Source organism: Planctomycetaceae bacterium (assembly GCA_041398825.1).
Classification (GTDB): Bacteria; Planctomycetota; Planctomycetia; order Planctomycetales; family Planctomycetaceae; genus F1-80-MAGs062.
In genome coordinates this window covers 276,743-293,418 of sequence record JAWKTX010000006.1, presented here as the reverse complement: position 1 = coordinate 293,418, position 16,676 = coordinate 276,743, and the positions used below count along the sequence as shown (strand labels likewise).

The 16,676-nt window shown below is 53.2% G+C and carries 12 protein-coding genes and 1 tRNA gene; 8 read left to right on the top strand and 5 right to left on the bottom strand.

Going from position 1 to position 16,676, the window contains the following annotated elements:
* Window positions 1-46 precede the first annotated feature (46 nt).
* Window positions 47-1,195, bottom strand: a complete 1,149-nt coding sequence (gene hemW / locus R3C20_13130; protein ID MEZ6041443.1) for a radical SAM family heme chaperone HemW — start codon at window positions 1,193-1,195, stop codon at window positions 47-49.
* 268 nt (window positions 1,196-1,463) lie between these two features.
* Between hemW and R3C20_13125 the strand changes: the two genes are divergently transcribed.
* The 3 genes from R3C20_13125 to R3C20_13115 are packed head-to-tail and all read left to right on the top strand — an operon-like array spanning window position 1,464 to window position 4,159.
* A complete protein-coding gene (locus R3C20_13125; GenBank protein ID MEZ6041442.1) occupies window positions 1,464-2,165 on the top strand; it encodes a hypothetical protein in 702 nt (233 codons plus the stop codon).
* A gap of 1 nt (window position 2,166) precedes the next feature.
* Window positions 2,167-3,120 carry an alcohol dehydrogenase catalytic domain-containing protein gene (locus R3C20_13120; GenBank protein MEZ6041441.1) on the top strand — a complete coding sequence of 318 codons (954 nt, stop codon included), beginning with the start codon at window positions 2,167-2,169 and terminating at the stop codon, window positions 3,118-3,120.
* Window positions 3,113-4,159 (top strand): BadF/BadG/BcrA/BcrD ATPase family protein, encoded by a 1,047-nt coding sequence (locus R3C20_13115; protein MEZ6041440.1) that lies wholly within the window; start codon window positions 3,113-3,115, stop codon window positions 4,157-4,159. The genes R3C20_13120 and R3C20_13115 overlap by 8 nt, the downstream gene beginning before the upstream one ends.
* A gap of 55 nt (window positions 4,160-4,214) precedes the next feature.
* Here the strand turns inward: R3C20_13115 and R3C20_13110 are convergent, their stop codons facing one another.
* Window positions 4,215-5,687, bottom strand: coding sequence for a sodium:solute symporter (locus R3C20_13110; protein MEZ6041439.1), 1,473 nt, complete (start codon window positions 5,685-5,687; stop codon window positions 4,215-4,217).
* Between the two features lie 719 nt (window positions 5,688-6,406).
* Between R3C20_13110 and R3C20_13105 the strand changes: the two genes are divergently transcribed.
* Window positions 6,407-6,479: transfer RNA gene (locus R3C20_13105), tRNA-Lys, on the top strand.
* Window positions 6,480-7,218: 739 nt separating this feature from the next.
* On the opposite strand, the gene R3C20_13100 is transcribed toward R3C20_13105, so the two are convergent.
* Window positions 7,219-9,003: an ATP-binding cassette domain-containing protein gene (locus R3C20_13100; GenBank protein ID MEZ6041438.1), complete on the bottom strand. Its 1,785-nt coding sequence runs from the start codon at window positions 9,001-9,003 to the stop codon at window positions 7,219-7,221.
* Here R3C20_13100 and R3C20_13095 point away from each other — a divergent pair.
* Window positions 9,002-9,781 carry a CinA family protein gene (locus R3C20_13095; GenBank protein ID MEZ6041437.1) on the top strand — a complete coding sequence of 260 codons (780 nt, stop codon included), beginning with the start codon at window positions 9,002-9,004 and terminating at the stop codon, window positions 9,779-9,781. The two genes, R3C20_13100 and R3C20_13095, sit on opposite strands and share 2 nt — an antisense overlap.
* Before the next feature lie 3 nt (window positions 9,782-9,784).
* Window positions 9,785-10,387, top strand: coding sequence for a trimeric intracellular cation channel family protein (locus tag R3C20_13090; protein MEZ6041436.1), 603 nt, complete (start codon window positions 9,785-9,787; stop codon window positions 10,385-10,387).
* 150 nt (window positions 10,388-10,537) lie between these two features.
* Here R3C20_13090 and R3C20_13085 read toward each other — a convergent pair whose 3' ends face one another.
* Window positions 10,538-11,935, bottom strand: a complete 1,398-nt coding sequence (locus tag R3C20_13085) for a sigma-54 dependent transcriptional regulator (protein ID MEZ6041435.1) — start codon at window positions 11,933-11,935, stop codon at window positions 10,538-10,540.
* Between the two features lie 319 nt (window positions 11,936-12,254).
* Here R3C20_13085 and R3C20_13080 point away from each other — a divergent pair, with 319 nt between their 5' ends.
* Complete coding sequence (locus tag R3C20_13080) at window positions 12,255-13,607, top strand: sigma-54 dependent transcriptional regulator (protein MEZ6041434.1); 1,353 nt, start codon at window positions 12,255-12,257, stop codon at window positions 13,605-13,607.
* Between the two features lie 450 nt (window positions 13,608-14,057).
* On the opposite strand, the gene R3C20_13075 is transcribed toward R3C20_13080, so the two are convergent.
* Window positions 14,058-15,197: a M20 family metallopeptidase gene (locus tag R3C20_13075; protein MEZ6041433.1), complete on the bottom strand. Its 1,140-nt coding sequence runs from the start codon at window positions 15,195-15,197 to the stop codon at window positions 14,058-14,060.
* Window positions 15,198-15,359: 162 nt separating this feature from the next.
* Here R3C20_13075 and R3C20_13070 point away from each other — a divergent pair, with 162 nt between their 5' ends.
* Complete coding sequence (locus R3C20_13070; GenBank protein MEZ6041432.1) at window positions 15,360-16,640, top strand: glucuronate isomerase; 1,281 nt, start codon at window positions 15,360-15,362, stop codon at window positions 16,638-16,640.
* The last annotated feature ends 36 nt before the right edge of the window (window positions 16,641-16,676 follow it).

Below are 16,676 nucleotides of genomic sequence, written 5' to 3'. Positions count from 1 at the left end.
CGACCACTTGGCCGCATTGAACGTTGATCTGCGGGCTCGTTTTCTGTCACAGGAAATCGCTGGTGACGGTGTCGGCAAGCAAGAGACCGTCAACCGTCAAGCGAAGCCTTCCATTGATCTGTTCAAGCAGCCCCGTATCGAGATACCGCTGCAGCGCAATTGGCTCGATCTCCTGCACAGATCGCTCATACCGCCGCTGAAATTCTTCCAGCTCGATGCCATCACGCAATCGAAGTCCAAGCATAATCGCTTCTCTCGCCTTTTCTTCCGGCGTCAGGCATTCAGACTCTTCCAGAAATGCCTCACCTGCATTTACAGCTCGCATCCATTTCGGGACGCTCCGGATGTTTGTCGATCGACGGCCATTAATGTATCTGGCCGCCCCGGGACCGAATGCGTAGTACCCGTTTCCCTTCCAGTAAACCAGATTGTGGTGACACTCGAACTGAGGCCTCGCGAAATTGGAGACCTCGTAGTGGCGGAAGCCTGAACTGCTGAGATGCGCAATTGCGAACAAGTATTGATTTCGTTCAGTCTCCTCCGCAACGCGGCATAACTGACCATTCGACAATCGACGATGGAACGACGTCCCCTTTTCCCACGTCAGTCCATATGTAGAAACATGATGCACGGGTAGTGAAGTCGCGATTCGTAATGTCTTTTGCCAGCTATCCTCCGTTTGCCCGGGAACACCAAAGATGAGATCAAGCGACACGTTGGAAACATACCGTGAAGCAAGCTGAACTGCAGAAATCGCATCATCCTGACGATGTTGACGTTCCAGCAACTTCAGACACTGGTCGTCGAATGACTGCACGCCCAGACTGATCCGATTGACTCCGAATTCAGCAAGCGTCTGCATTCGACCCTGGTCAAGGCCATCGGGATTTGCTTCCACCGAAAACTCGCCGCCGGACGCCAGGCGAACGTACCTTTGAAGCAAAGTAAAAAGCTGCTTCAACTGGTCGGAGCTGAGGTGTGTGGGAGTGCCTCCACCGACAAAAAGGGTGTCGACTTCGACCCCGCCATCCAGCTGGCTAAGTTCAGTTTCGAGGGATTGCAGGTATTGTGGAATCAAATGGTCTCGATTGGCCACCAGCGTGAAATCGCAATATCCACAACGGTGCAGACAAAATGGTACATGAATATACGCCGATCGTGGTTTTCTCGATTGATGTTCAACATCGGCGTTCATTCGCGACAAATCCTCCCACAAAAATGTGATTGAGTTTTCCGTCCACCATTTGATGACAATCTTGTTTTGAGTTCGTGGCGAGGCATTGTAGCATCCCCAGTCGCGCACCAATTGCTGATAGCATCCAGTATGACAGGATTCCTGTAATGCAGCAGTTTTGATTGCTATTGAGCAACTGGTAAAGCAAGACGAAATGGATTCAGCAACGCTGAATTGGATCGAACCGCCCCCAACTTCCGGGTTGGCAGAAAACCGATGGAGACCGCTGATGAATCACGCATTCGTGCGAACGTTCGCCTGTGCCTGTTTACTTGGCCTGCTGAATAAGGTCGGTGTCTGCAGTGACCGACCACAACAACCCGCTCCACCAGCAGGGATGAAACTGGTGTATGAACATGACTTCGAAGATGGAAAGTCTGATCGATACTCTCCGACCGACAGAACAGCCTGGACACTAAAGAAGAGTGATTCCGGAGATTCCATTATGTCGCTGCACAAGAAGAACAGCGATTTCAAACCAAGGCATCGATCACCGTTCAATCGCACTCTGATCAACGACCTGAAAGTCCGAAGTTTCGTAATGGACATTCAGATGAAGTCCACCATTCCTGACTACAACCATCGGTCGCTTTGCCTGTTCTTCGGATACCGGGATGACAGTCATCTGTATTACGTACATTTTGGCAAGAAGACTGATGATCACGCGAATCAGATATTTATCGTCAACGACGCACCACGAACGAAGATCTCGACAAAGACTACTCCGGGAACAAACTGGGACGACAATTGGCACAATGGCCGAGTCGTCCGAAATGTCGACGACGGGACGATTCAAATCTACTTCGACAACATGGACGTTCCCATCATGACGGCCACGGATAAGACGTTCACCGAAGGTCAGGTGGGGTTTGGTTCGTTCGACGATATCGGTGATTTCGATAATGTCCGGGTTTACGTGCCGGAGAATTAGAATGCGTGCGGTTCAGTTCTTTGACTCTCTGCAGCTGTCAACAAACGCAGCTGCCGGCGAACCAAGAGAAGGCGAAGTGATCGTCGATGTATTGCAGGCGGGGATTTGCGAGACCGATCTGCAGCTTTGCCGAGGCTACATGGGGTTTCAAGGCACCCTCGGACATGAATTCGTTGGCATCGCTCGGTCAGGGCAATTCAAAGGACGACGCGTCGTCGCTGAAATCAACTGCGCTTGCAGGAACTGTGATTTCTGCCAACGGGGACAACAGAACCATTGCCCGAATCGAACGGTTATTGGCATTCTGGATCATCCCGGGGCATTTGCCGATTCATTAATCGTTCCGGAGGTAAATCTGCACGCGATTCCGGACTGCGTGGACAATGATGAAGCCGTTTTTGTCGAACCTCTTGCAGCCGGTTGCCGTATCCCGCAACAGCTACCCGAAATCGCTGACAAAGCCGTCACGATTATTGGCGACGGTCGCCTTGGAAATCTTTGTGCACAGGTATTGAAACATCATCGCTGCGATGTCACCGTCGTTGGGAAACACGATTTCAAACTCAGCATCCTTCGTCAGCTCGGCATTCGGACAGTCCACCTCGATCAAATCGGAACACTGCCAAGGACGCAGTATGTCGTGGATTGCACTGGTTCGGAATCGGGACTCTCAGCAGCATTGAACCTGGTCAGTCCCACAGGTGTTGTTGTGTTGAAGACAACTGTCGCAGCAGAGCATTCTGTTCAACTGGCCGGAATAGTGATTGATGAACTTCGAATTGTTGGTTCCCGATGCGGCCCTTTTGCGGATGCAATCAAACTGCTCGAAGCAGGTTCGGTCGACGTGAAATGTTTGATTACGGATCGATACCCCATCGAAGATGCAATGGCTGCCTTTGATCGCGCGAAACAGAAAGACGCACTGAAAGTCATTCTGGATATCGGTCGTGAATAAATTCAGACAGCTCTCACCGCTCGTTCTTTCTGTCGATGGAGGAGGAACCAAAACAACGGTTTGGCTCGGTGATACGAATTCCGGTCGAATTCTGGGCCAGGCAACATCGGGCTCTTCCAACATGAGCGCAGTGGGGGAGTCCACAGCACTTCAAAGTCTGTCAAATGGCATTTCTGAAGCGTTTGCTCAGGCATCAATGCCATTGCAATCAGTAAGCGTTGCGGTACTGGGCATGGCAGGCGCGGATCGAGTCGAAGAGCAATCAAGACTGTCGAAGTGGATGATTTCAACCGGCGTTGCAGACCACTTCTCCATTACCAACGACGTTCTCCCGCTGCTGTTTGCTACTGAAGAATCGCGCGGCTGGCAGGACTCAACGTGGACTGGAAGTATACAGCGCAGCCAGATTGCTCTGATCTGCGGCACGGGGAGCATCGCAGTCGCCCTGAAAAATTCCTTTGACATTCAGTCCCAACAGATCCCAACGTCGGCAGACATCATTCGATCCGGTGGATGGGGATATCTCTTTTCCGATGAAGGCAGTGCGTTCGCCATTGGTCAGGCAGCGTTGCGCGCTATCACGACCTGCGTCGACCAGCGAGGCCCGGCAACCGAGTTGCTGGAAGCAATCCGCATTCAACTGGCTGTTGATGATATCCGTCAATTGATCCCCGCGGTCTATGCTGCCCCCCAGCCGAAGGCTGTCATATCAAGCCTCGCTCCCATTGTGTTTGCAACAGCGCATCAGGGAGATGTCGTGGCGCGGCGGATTCTCGCTGACGCATCGAAACAATTGGCACAGTTGGTGGCCAGCGTTGCCGCCCAGTTGAATGCCCCATCGGGAATTTCCATCGCGTTGTCGGGAAGCGTGCTGGTCGAGAACTCTGAGTACAGAGATTCAATGCTTCAGGACGTTCGAAGCGGTGGGTATGAGATCAGTGATGTCCATTGCATTCGTCAGCCTGTCATTGGGTGTATCAGACTTGCAGCCGCGATCCGCCGAGTACGGAATGCAGCCTCCGCAGGATCGAATTCCTGAAACACCTGACACCTTGCAAGGTCGCGCGACGTCAGGGGCAATATCCGAAAGCTGCCTACGCAGGTTTGTTTTGCAGGAACAATCGGCGAATCTGTTCGAAGATCAGCCCGGCAAGAACGGTGACAAATGCCCCCACAACCGGATACCAGGGCCAGGCCAGTTCAACGGGTACGTCAAGATGCATCGACCGGCCGAACTTCAGAATGAGCAAGGCAAGTGTTCCGGAAAGTAACCCCGCCATTGCACAAGTCTGACCAACCCGTTTAGTTGCCGTTCCAAGAATGAACAGACCCAAAAGGAGACCTGCAGAGAAACCGGCAATTGCCAGCACATCATTAATGACACTTCTTGAATAGTGGCTCGCAACAATTGCAATGGCCATCTGCAACACACCAAAACCAATTGTCAGGCCGCGACTTGCTCTCACTTGCTGAGCATCAGTTAATGAGGTCGCCAGAAAGTCATTCACGACTGCGCCGGCTGATGAATTCAGGGAGCTGCTTAAGGTCGACATCGCGGCAGAGAACACGGCAGCAAGAGTCACTCCAACTAATCCGATTGGCATTTCACGCACGATGAACGTTGCTAGCACCTCGTCATTGCTCGAAAAGGCCGGCGAGTCTGGCCTCGCACTGTAGTAGCAGGCGAGCGATCCCCCGAGCATAAGGAACAGGGAGAATTGAAGAAACACGATAACACCGCTCATGATAACAGCCCGCCCGGCCTCCCGCTGGCCTGACGTGCAGAGGTATCGCTGTACCATCATCTGATCAGTGCCGTGAGTGCCAAGAGTGAGCATCGCTCCACCAACGAGTCCGGCCGCAAACGTATAAGTTCGGCTGAAATCCATCCGGAAATCGAACATTTGAAACTTGTCGTGCTGTGTCATGAAGCTGGTGATCTCACTCCAGCCGCCTGGCATTCGGGATATGATGAGCCATAAAGCGATCGCTCCACCGCAGACGTACACGACCAACTGAATACAGTCGTTCCAGACGACGGCTTTCATCCCCCCGGCAAACGTGTACGCGATTGTCGCAATGCCAATGATGATGATGCAGGTCGGGAGGTTAAAGCCCGCAACTTTGTTCAACACGATCGCTGTCAGAAAGAGACGCAGTCCATCACCAAGGTTCCGGGTAACCAGGAAAATCAACGATGCGGTCCGCCGGGTCGCACCCCCGAACCGCTTGTGCAGAACTTCATATGCGGTGAACAGCTCGCCCCGAAAATACATGGGCAGCATGAATCGGGCGATCAACAGTCTTCCAATGATGTAGCCAATCGCAAGTTGCAGATAACAAAAATTTCCGCCGTCAGCGAATGTGAGTCCCGGGACACTCAGAAACGTCGCCGTACTCGTTTCAGTTGCCACAATAGAACCCAGCACGGCGTACCAGGGGAGACTTCGACCGCCTAAAAGATAATCTGACGATGTCTTACTCCCCCGACCAATGCGAATTCCCAGCCACGTAACCATGACTCCATACACGAATACGATCAATGCATCGACCGGATGGATTGACATGGAACTTCACGATCCTGATCTTGAGCGGATGGAGATGGCAGCAGAAACGGAATGTACCTGCATCCCGCTTTCGAATACAGCCACCATAAAATGTTCGACAATCGATAGCGACGACACGTGACAACCCGTCAGGATGCCTGACATGAACGCTAAATGCATGGTGGACGCATTAGTCCATCTGCAGCCCACGCATCGGATTCCGTAGCGAGCAGGCCGACGCACCATACTGACGTGAGGCTGAATTCAGTTAGCCAGTCTTTCCCAGCGGAGTCGCATCAGGAGATGCGATGGCTTCGTCAGGATCAAGCAACAGCTGTCATCGAGGCCTCCTGCCTGATGGTTGTTCGGCCTTTGCTTCCGGACGATGAAAACCAGTCTTCCCGCAGGCTTAAAAGCCCGGGAGGAGATGCATACACATTCGATCGTGACTGGCGCCTGCCACGCACTGACTGAGCCGCGCCGAAGAGTACCAAAGGAGCCATAAAGAGGAATTTCAGCTGAAACGTGAGAGTCCCCCGACTTGACATGAATTGATCGCGGGAAATCTCGCTTCAGGGCCCATTTTTTTGCTCTCTGGTTTGCCAAGTGCCGATACCGCCCGTAAAGTTCCGCTTCCGCACCGTTGGTGGTGGACCGCGGCGTCATTTGATGGCCGCAAGGCTGTAAGAAATGTGAAATTCAGCGCCCGTTGAACGGAGCAGGAAACACATTTTCAGCACGAAAGCGTAGCTCAGTTGGTAGAGCAACGGACTTTTAATCCGTAGGTCGTGGGTTCAAGTCCCACCGCTTTCAATAGAAACCCAGGTATTCTGAACGGTTTTCGGCTCGCGTCGGAAACCGTTTTCTTTTGCAGTGGGCAATGCTTCCAATGCCACCCGCCATCGGGTCTCTGCGGCTGGCTCATTCAAACCCATTAGAACCATGATCGCGCGACGGGTGCCTGTGAACAGGGTTCCTCTGTGCAGCAAGCGGCATAACCCGTCAATCGGGTGCTTTGCGTGAGAAATCTCGGATGCGAACGGATTCTTCTGAATCGCCGGTTTTTGCCCAAAGTGACCAGATCGTGCCCGGGAACTGTCACAGGACAACGATTTCTGGACAAATCACTTTGTTGGAATACGTTTCTGCAGCATGATACTGTACACCAGTTGAATTTGGGCCTGAATCATTTCCTGAATGGCTTTCTGCACTCCTCCAGAGAATGCAGGAAGAACTGTTCCATAGACAAAAAGGGGCCAACCCCAAGGTAAAAAGTTGTCTATGGCCACAGACTTAAAGCCCAATCGCAGCCAACATTATATGCATCTGAACACCCGAATCGTATTCAAGTGTCATTTTTGCAGGGATCCGCTGAAGAGAGTCCCGCTGAAGTTTTCTGACATCCTGCTGCTGTTCGTGGGTATTCGTCGCCGGTACTGCCCCCACTGTTTCGCAATTGTTTTCCGGCCGGCGTTCTGGGTGGTTGGTCTACTGTGGCCATTCATAATGCTGTGGCGTCTTTCGAGCAAAATGCTGGGCGAATAACTCGCCGTCACCATTCGCCAAGCTCCTCCTGCAACTCGCACCATTTCGCTTCAGACTCTTCGAGTTCACGTGTCAGTTCTTCAATTTGGTTGTGCAGGTTCATCGCTCGATCCACATCTGAAGTGTTCAACAGTTCGGCATTGAGTGCCTTCTTCTGGTCATCGAGTTTTGCGATCGCTTTTTCCAGATTTCGCAACTGTTTGCGCATCGAATGCTGATCTTTTGCCGCGGCTGGCTTTTCCGTCTTCCCGATTTTGGCAGCAGGCGCTCCAGCCATACGATTTCCGGCTCGTTCACGTTCGCCTTCATCAATCTCCTTGTTCACATAGTAGAGATAGGCATCGTAGTCGCCGGAGTAATTTCGGACTCGTCCGTCGCGTACTTCGATAACATTCGTTGCGATGCGACGCACAAAGTGACGGTCATGGCTCGTAAAAATGACGGTGCCCTTGTAGGCGAGCAACGCTTCTGCAAGTGATTCAACCGTTTCCACATCCAGGTGGTTCCCGGGTTCGTCCAGGATCAGAATGTTGTAAGTACCGAGCAAAAGTCCCGCCATGCAAAGTCGCGCGCGTTCACCACCGGACAGCACACGAATTGGTTTCTTCGTATGCCCACCTCGGAACAGCAATGAGCCAGCACACGCCAGGCAATCCTGCGTGGTGGTGCCCGGACGGGAATTGTATTCCAGATATTCCAGCACGGTTTGATCTGGTGGCAACGAGGTGTATACGTGCTGGGCGTAAACGCCGATTTCGCATCCGTAACCCCATCTCGCCTGTCCGGAAATCGGCTTCAGCGAATCCACGAGTGTGCGCAGAAGTGTCGTTTTGCCTTGTCCATTGTCCCCAACAATGGCTGCACGTTGTTGGTGTTCAACTTCCAGTTCAATCCCGGTCGCGATCGTATGATCGGGATAGCCAATTGCCAGATCAAGACACCTCAGGGCCGGCCCTTGTCGAGGTTCCACGAGAGGAGCCCGAATATGTGCGGTCGGAAGATCGACCTCAATCTCTTCCAGAGAAAGGCGGTCCAACTGCTTTTGTTTACTTCTGGCCTGGCTTGCGGTCGTTGCCCGAGCGCGGTTCTTATCGATAAACCGCTGGAGTTGCTTTTGCTTGGCCATCACCGCTGCGTTGGTGCGCTCGGCTCGCTGCTTATCCTCCTCCAGCTGCTGCAGGTAGGGACCAATCTTGCCACTGTACATTGTGAGCTTACCACGATTCAGGTCCAGCGTTTGGTTGCACGTTGCAGTGAGGAATTCGCGGTCGTGCGAAACAATCAAACAAGCGGCGGGAAAATCCCGTAGAAAATGTTCCAGAAGAATCTGAGTCCGCAGGTCAAGAAAGTTCGTTGGTTCGTCGAGCAGCAAGAGATTCGGATCGTGCAGCAGCAGGGCGGCCAGCTTGACACGAGTTTGCCAGCCTCCCGAAAGGCCTTTCACGGGGCCGTGAAGGTAGTCGCCTTTCAGTTCGAACTGGGCCGCGACTTCGCCGCACTTCCAGTCCGGTTGTTCACTGTCCCGCATCAGAAAGTCGAGTGCAGACTCCCCCGGCTGGAAAGGGTCATGCTGGCGCAGATACCCGACACGCAGCCGTGGCGACCGAATGACTTCACCACTGTCGAGTTCTTCTTCCCCCAGCAATACGCGCAAGAGTGTGGATTTCCCAGCGCCGTTTCGGCCAATGAATCCGACCTTCTCGTTTTCATACAGGGTGACCGAAGCGTTATCAAGCAGTTGCTGATCACCGTAACTTTTCTGGCCGTCGACCAGTTGCATCAAAACCGACATGAGCGTTCGCGAGTACGAAAAAAAGGCGAATTCGAAACCTTCCATTCCACAATCAGTACTGCAGAACAGGGGTTACGACGAAGTTTGGGTGCGTCTGTGTACCTGGGAACGGCAACTGCATCAAGCGGAGCCATGGCAATTCCCGTTTCCGTCGTCAGAATACCGACTTTCGACGATGAAATGGGAGAATTCTGCGATGCTTGCCACATCACTTTCTGGTTCTGCGGATCTCCAGAGCCAAATGGATCACGCTGCGACACGGGTTGTTGAGTTGCTGAAGGCGGCTTCCTCTGAATTTCATACACAGAAAGTCGTCTTTGCCGAAAGTTGCACCGCCGGGCTTATCGCAGCCACGCTGGGCCGAATTCCCGGCGTTTCAGATTTCCTTGCGGGATCCACCGTCGTTTATCAGGTCGAAACCAAAGCCTGCTGGCTGGGAGCGGACCGCGGTCTGTTGGCTAACCCAGGTCCGGTTAGTGAAGTCATCGCCACACAAATGGCGACGGGGGTTCTTCAAATGACGCCTCATGCAGATGTGTCGCTGAGCATCACGGGACACCTCGGCCCCGGAGCTCCTGCCGGGCTGGATGGTGTCGTTTGGCTGGGTATTGCGAAGAGAGTACCGGATGGCGAGGAGCGTCTGCCCGAGAGAATCTCGACAAGACTGATTCAATTGACGGAACTGTCAGTGTCCGTATCCGACGGCGCTGCGCTTCGCCAGCTGCGGCAGCAGGCAGCCGTTGTCGAAGCACTGACATTTCTGGCGGAAAACCTCTGAAACATGGCAACCATCATCGAATTTCTGGCAGTCGTCAGCGGAGCCGTCTTTGGCGTACTACTTGCCCGCCGCAAACAGATGGACATTGTTGGCGTTTTTGCAGTCGCCTTTATGACTGCATTCGGCGGCGGAACCCTGCGTGACCTTCTGCTGGACAGGCACCCACTCTTCTGGATTCAGCATCCCCATTACCCGATCATCGTATTCTGCGTTGCGGGCATCGCCTCACTCGTCCCCCGAATTCCCGATTGGTTCACCAGGTTTCTGGATATCCCGGATGCATTCGGCCTTGCTCTTTTCAGCGTGGTTGGCACAAGTTACGCGATTCAGTCTGATGTCGCACCTTTTGTCGCCGTGCTCTTTGGGGTAATGACGGGGACATTTGGCGGCGTGATCGGAGACATTGTTTGCAATGAAGTGCCAAGCTTGTTTCGCCCTTCGACACCGCTCTACGCAACCTGCGCGTTTGTCGGTGGCTGGACTCTGATTCTCCTGCGATGGGGGCATTTCCATGATGACATCTGCCTGTGGGGCAGCACGTCTGTTGTCGTACTCATGCGTTTAATTGCTCTGCGATACAACGTCTGCCTGAAACCGGTCGCGTGAGCTCAGATCGCTGCTGGAAGGCCGGGACAATCCAGAGCTCTCAACGCAATCTGCCCCAAACTGAAAGTGACCGGACTGGTCAGCGATAAGTTCAGGGCAGATGGATGTTTGATATGGTCCACTGGTCAACAGTGGCCCTTGATGTCGAGATTAAATGTGCTTGTAGACAGACTCGAAGTCGATCTCGTAGCGTCGCATTTTCTTGTAGAGCGTTGTCCGATTGATTCCCAGAGCCTTTGCGGTCTTTTGTCGATTCCATCCGTTGGATTCAAGGGCCTGGATGATCAACTGACGTTCTGGCTGAGTTAAAGCCGCCTTCAGAGAGGCTCCGGAAAGTTGAGCATCAATATTTCTGTGCTCATGGTGGGCAAATAACTTCTCGGGAAGATCGGCGGCTGTCACGTGACCATCGCGGCAAAGGACCACAGCCCGTTCAATCACATTCACAAGCTCACGAACATTTCCGGGCCAGTGGTATTGCTGCAATGCCTGCATTGCCATGTCGTCAATCTGCTTGACGGCCCGCCCGGTTTGTTCGGCGAAGATCCGGATGTAATTGTCAACAAGCAAAGGAATGTCACCGATACGTTCACGCAACGGTGGCTGCGTCAGTGTGATGACGTTAATTCGATAGTAGAGGTCTTCTCGGAACTGGCCGTTTGCGACAGCTTCTTCCAGATTCGTATGTGTCGCGAGGATGAGCCGAACGTCCACCTTATGAGTCGTGTTACCGCCGACCGGTTCAAATTCGCGATCCTGAATGACACGAAGCAGCTTCACCTGCAGCGATGGTGATGCGGTAGCAATTTCATCCAGGAACAGGGTTCCACCGTCAGCCTGAAGGAACTTCCCGACCTTGTCATGAGAGGCTCCGGTGAAGGAACCGGCTACATGCCCGAACAGTTCGCTTTCGAGCAGATTCTCGGGAAGTGCTCCGCAGGCAACTTCAACAAAGGGACGGTCTGCGCGATTGCTGAGCTGATGAATAGAACGGGCCGTCATTGTCTTGCCGGTACCGCTCTCACCGAGAATCAATACCGTAGTTCGTGTGTCAGCTACGCTCTCGATCAGCTCAAACATCCGCAGCATCTTATAGTCTTTTCCAACAATGCTGGAGAGACCGAAACGCTGCGTAAGTTGCGCCTTGAGCTTCTTGTTTTCGACAAGAATTTGCCGTTGACCAAGTGCTCGATCGATTGAGAATCGCAGTTCTTCATCGATCACGGGCTTCGTCAGATAATCGAATGCCCCCATTCGGATAGCTTCGACAGCGCTTTCGATCGTGCCAAATCCGGTCAGCAGGATGATTGCGGTCTCAGGTGTGTTCTCACGTGCCCACGTCAGGAGCTGAAAGCCGTCCTGATCAGGCAGATTCACATCGCAGACAACGACTTCGAATGGAAACTCTTCCATTCGTTCGATGGCTTCCGTACATGTGGAGGCGGTTTCCGTTCGATGGCCCAGGCTTCTCAGATAGTCAGCCATAGCGTTTTGGATGTGGCGATCATCATCGACGACCAGCAAAGATCCGGATGCACCGCGTGCCATAAGTATTCCCCTCGGTTGTCCCGTCGACGTAATAATTGCTGCCAATAATTTTCCCGGCAGATGTCGACTACTTGTCAAATGCGTTTTTGGAGCACCTGCAAAACTGTTCCCAGCGTGAAATGCCACAAAGGAAACAGCGTGGCCATCCATGGCAACATGTTGCAAAATGCGAGAGAGGGGATCTCTCAACGTTAGGTTGTCTTTTGCCGTCGGTCGGGTGAACTCCGGCAACGATGTGGTGAAATACGATCGTCACCTGGTCCCAGACTGCTTAATCGATAAAACCTGTCTCCAAGCTGACAAGGCGAGCCCTACTACCGTGAAAATCCTCATTGCCGACGACGAGCAATCTGCGCGATATGGAATGGCCAGGGCGCTGAAGGGCGAGAATCGAATCATCTTTGAAGCCGCCAATGGTCAGGATGCACTGGACGCCATTGCATCCAACGCCCCGGATCTGGTCTTCCTGGACCTGAACATGCCTGTCCTGGATGGCCTCGGCGTGCTGCGGCAGCTGCAACAACATTCAAATATGGTTCATCCGGAAATGATCGTTGTCACCGCCAGCGATACCGTTCACCACGCAGTGGAATGCATTCGGAGCGGTGCTTCCGATTTTCTCACCAAACCGTACGACCTTGAACATCTTCGCGCTATTGTCCGCCGTTCGGAACAGAGAGTGGGCCTTCAGCAGACCGTCGAACGACTGCAGCGCCAGATCTCCACGGGACACAAATTTGGTCACATGCTGGGTGTCAGCCGGGCGATGCAGAAACTGTTCGGGCAGATTGAACGCGCTGCGCGAACAGATCTGCCCGTATTGATTCGAGGGGAAAGCGGAACCGGCAAAGAACTCGTCGCTCGCGAACTTCACGCCCGCAGCCATCGGGCAAACGGGCCGTTCATCGCCGTAAATACCGCCGCGATCGCTGAGTCTCTTGTGGAAAGTGAACTATTTGGCCATATCAAAGGATCGTTTACGGGAGCCGACAGGAATCGAGATGGCGTCTTCCGTCAGGCAGATGGTGGGACCCTGTTTCTGGATGAGATCGGTGACATGCCCCCCGGCGTGCAAACACGGTTGCTTCGGGTACTTCAGGAATCAGTTGTCCAGCCCGTTGGCACTGAACAGTGCGTCCCGGTCGATGTACGCATCGTCAGCGCCACCCACCAGCACCTTGAAGACGCGATTCAGGAGAAAGTCTTTCGACATGATCTCTATTTTCGCATGAAAGGAATAGAACTCTTTCTTCCCCCCCTGCGAAGTCGGCATGAAGACATCCTGATGCTGGCCAGTGAGTTTCTTCCCGACGATCGTCAGCTTTCCGGAGAAGCAGTGAATGCCCTTCTGCAGCATGACTGGCCTGGAAACATTCGGGAGTTGCGGCAGATGATGTTGTCGGCGGCAGCGATGTCCGATTCCACAACAATTCTGCCGCAGGACCTTGGACTTTCTCAACCGCATTCTCAGGTCGACGCATACAGCGAATTTGCCCGGTATCTGGATTTACCTCTCACAGAAGCAACGCTGCGACTGACGCGAGATTTTGAAGTCATGGCCATTCGCAGAGCCCTCGCGGCCGAAAATGATAACGTCAGCGCTGCTGCCCGACGGCTCGGCGTTCACCGCCAAAACCTGCAACAGAAAATCAAACAGCTGGAAATTCGGTAACTGCTGTCAGGTGGTACGGGGCTTGAGGCGATCGCATCTTCCGTCGCCGTCATAAGATGTCAGCGATGGGCGGAAAGATGACTCGGCTGTTCCATTTCTGACGGTCATCGATGCGTTTGGCAGCTGGACAGTGACTGGCGCTGGACTTTCTGAGCACCGTGTTTGCTGCTTGGAAAGTGCACGCATTTCTGACGTTATTTCGCGAGGATAGACTGCATGGACTTTCGCAAAATTGATGGAAAGCTCCAGCTGCTTTTGTATGAACCGGGTCTGAGGTCCGAAGTGCAGGTACAGCGACATCATGCTCTGAGCATATTCGAACCTGGCGAAACCCAACCCGTTTTGCTGGGAAGTATCCACCGGAGAAATCATTTCAGCCTGTCGATTCTCGACAGGCTGAATCCTTTTTCGTGGAGGAAATCTCCCGAGTATTTGAAACTTTGCGTGGCTTCAGATGCACCAGCGTCGGATGAGCTTCTCGTAGAGAGCCGTCCCCTGTTCCAATTGATCCATTGCAATCCATTCATCGTCCGTGTGCGCCTGGTCGATGCTCCCCGGACCAAGCACCACAATGTTCTTCAGTTCTGTGAAGACAGCCCCGTCGGTACCGTATGCGACTGTGCGAGAGCTGGGGTACTCAGTTTGAGTCACCAGTTCCTTCGCGAAGGCTGAATCCGGGTCCGTATAGAGCGGCGTGCCTTTAAAAAGAAGTTCGAACTGTAGTCCCAGATTCTCGGCAAGTGTTCGCAGGCGTTCGACAGCCTCATCAGCTGGCTGATTGGGCATTGGCCGAAAGTATACGATACAGGTGCTTTGTGGAGCCGTAATGTTCAGCGCGCCGTTGTTATCGTTGACGGTGAAGTTCATCGTTGGTGTCGGGGGGTGGAACCGATCGTCTCGCCAGACAGAAGAGGATTCCATTTCATCATAGATTTCTTTAACACCCAGAAGGAAAGGAACCATGGCGAGGTTGGCATTCACCCCAAGCCCGGTGCTGGAATGTGCAGCCCGACCATGCGATGTCACTTTGACCGCTCTTCCTCCCTTGTGGGCGTGGACCACCTGTAGCAGAGTGGGTTCCCCGATGATCGTTCTTGACTGGTTTTGAACAATCTCCCGATAGATCTGACTGGAAGCGACAAGTTCCCTGGCACCGCGCATACCGACCTCCTCATCCGCTGTCACCGCGAAATAAAGGGGGGTCTTGAGCGGTTGGTCCCGGACCGCCTCCAACGCAGCAAGCATGCAAGCGACAGACCCCTTCATATCGCAGGAGCCTCGACCGTACAGGCGACCATCCGCCTGAAATGGTTCCCATGGCCCGGCTTCGGGGAAGCTCCACGAATTGACAGGGACCACATCTGTGTGACCGAAGTACGCAAGACCATCACCGGGCTTTTGGCCCATAGGGCCCTTTCGACCCAAAACGCTTGCCTTTCGAACACCGTTGTCATCGGAGTAGTCAACCCGTTCTACCTCGAAGCCGAGCTCGACGAGCCAACTTTCAACGTGCTCCGTCACAGCGACGTTGGATTCGGAACTGACGGACGGGTATCGAATCATCTCAGTGAGGTACGAAAGGGTTCGCATCAGATTCTCGCTTATTGTTCTCGCTTCAAAGTGTCCGACGGAAAAGTGATTCGGCTGTCTTGCGATTCAGCGCGGTGCTTACGACACTGCCGGACAGGACAACATCCCCGATCGTGGGGCAAAAGGCAAGTTACCAGGTTCAACGTAAGATTCGGGACCGTTATGTCGAGTTCACTGATACAAGAGATTCTTTCGCCGCTTCAGGAAATGCGGTTGATCGATCCGCATTCACACATCAATCCCCATTCCGCCGCATCTGAAACGCTGGCAGACATACTTGGCTACCACTACTACACAGAGCTTGCGCATTCGGCGGGACTGCCGAAGGAACAAATCGAAGAAGCCGGAATTTCGCCCAAAGAAAAGGTGGGACGACTTGTACCGTGGTTGTCAACCATCGAAAACACCGCTCAATACAGCTGGCTGCTGGAAATGTGTCAGGTTTTCTTCAATTTTCAGGAGGAGCGGATCACAACCGGCAACTGGGAAACACTGTATGACACTGCATTGGCGCAGATGCAGTCTGAAGGCTGGGAAGAAACTGTCCTTGAACGCAGTGGTCTCGATCAGGTGTACCTGACCAACGACTTCGATGACACGTTAGAAGGGTTTGACACCCGGCTTTACGTGCCGTGCCTGCGCACGGACGACCTCGTATTCCATCTCACAAAGCCGGAGGTGCGTGCACGCCTGACAAAAGCGACCGGAGACTCCCCTTCGAACGCCGCGTCGCTGAAAGACGCCATTGGCAAGCTGTTTCAACACTTCAAGTCCCGTGGAGCTCGCGCCTGCGCGATTTCATTGCCACCGGATTTTTCCCCGGAGCCTGTCGGCGTCGGAACATCGGACGAACTCGTTTCGAAAGTGTTTTCCGGCAAAGAATTAAATACTGATGAGGCACGGGGCCTCAGCAACTTCGTCTTCTGGACGCTGGCGGAGTATTGTGCGGAATTTCAATTGCCATTCGATCTGATGATTGGCGTCAATCGACGGGTTTATGAATCCGGAGTCTTTCAGGGGCAGGACCTGTACGATAAGAGAGTGTCTCTGATCCAGTACAAGCGACTGTTCAACGCCTTCCCCCAAGTGAAATTCCCCATCTCAGTGTTGTCAGAGACAAGTAACCAGGAACTGGTCAGTTATGCCTGGATCTTCCCGAATGTTATTACCAGCGGGCACTGGTGGTATTCGAACATCCCAACCTTCATTGAGAAGGATTGTCGAAGTCGACTGCAGGCAGTTCCGATGACAAAGCAAATTGGGTACTACAGTGATATGTATAAGCTGGAGTTTGCACTTCCCAAGTTTGCGATGTACCGACGGATTCTTGCGAAAGTACTGGCAGAAGAGTTTGTCCTGGGGCGTAGCTGGTCTGTTGATCGGGCTGTCGATCTGGGACGCCTGGTTCTGCGGGGTAACGTTGAAACTATTTTTGGTGAATGATCACCTCAACCGTACTCGAAGATTTACCGGAGCGAG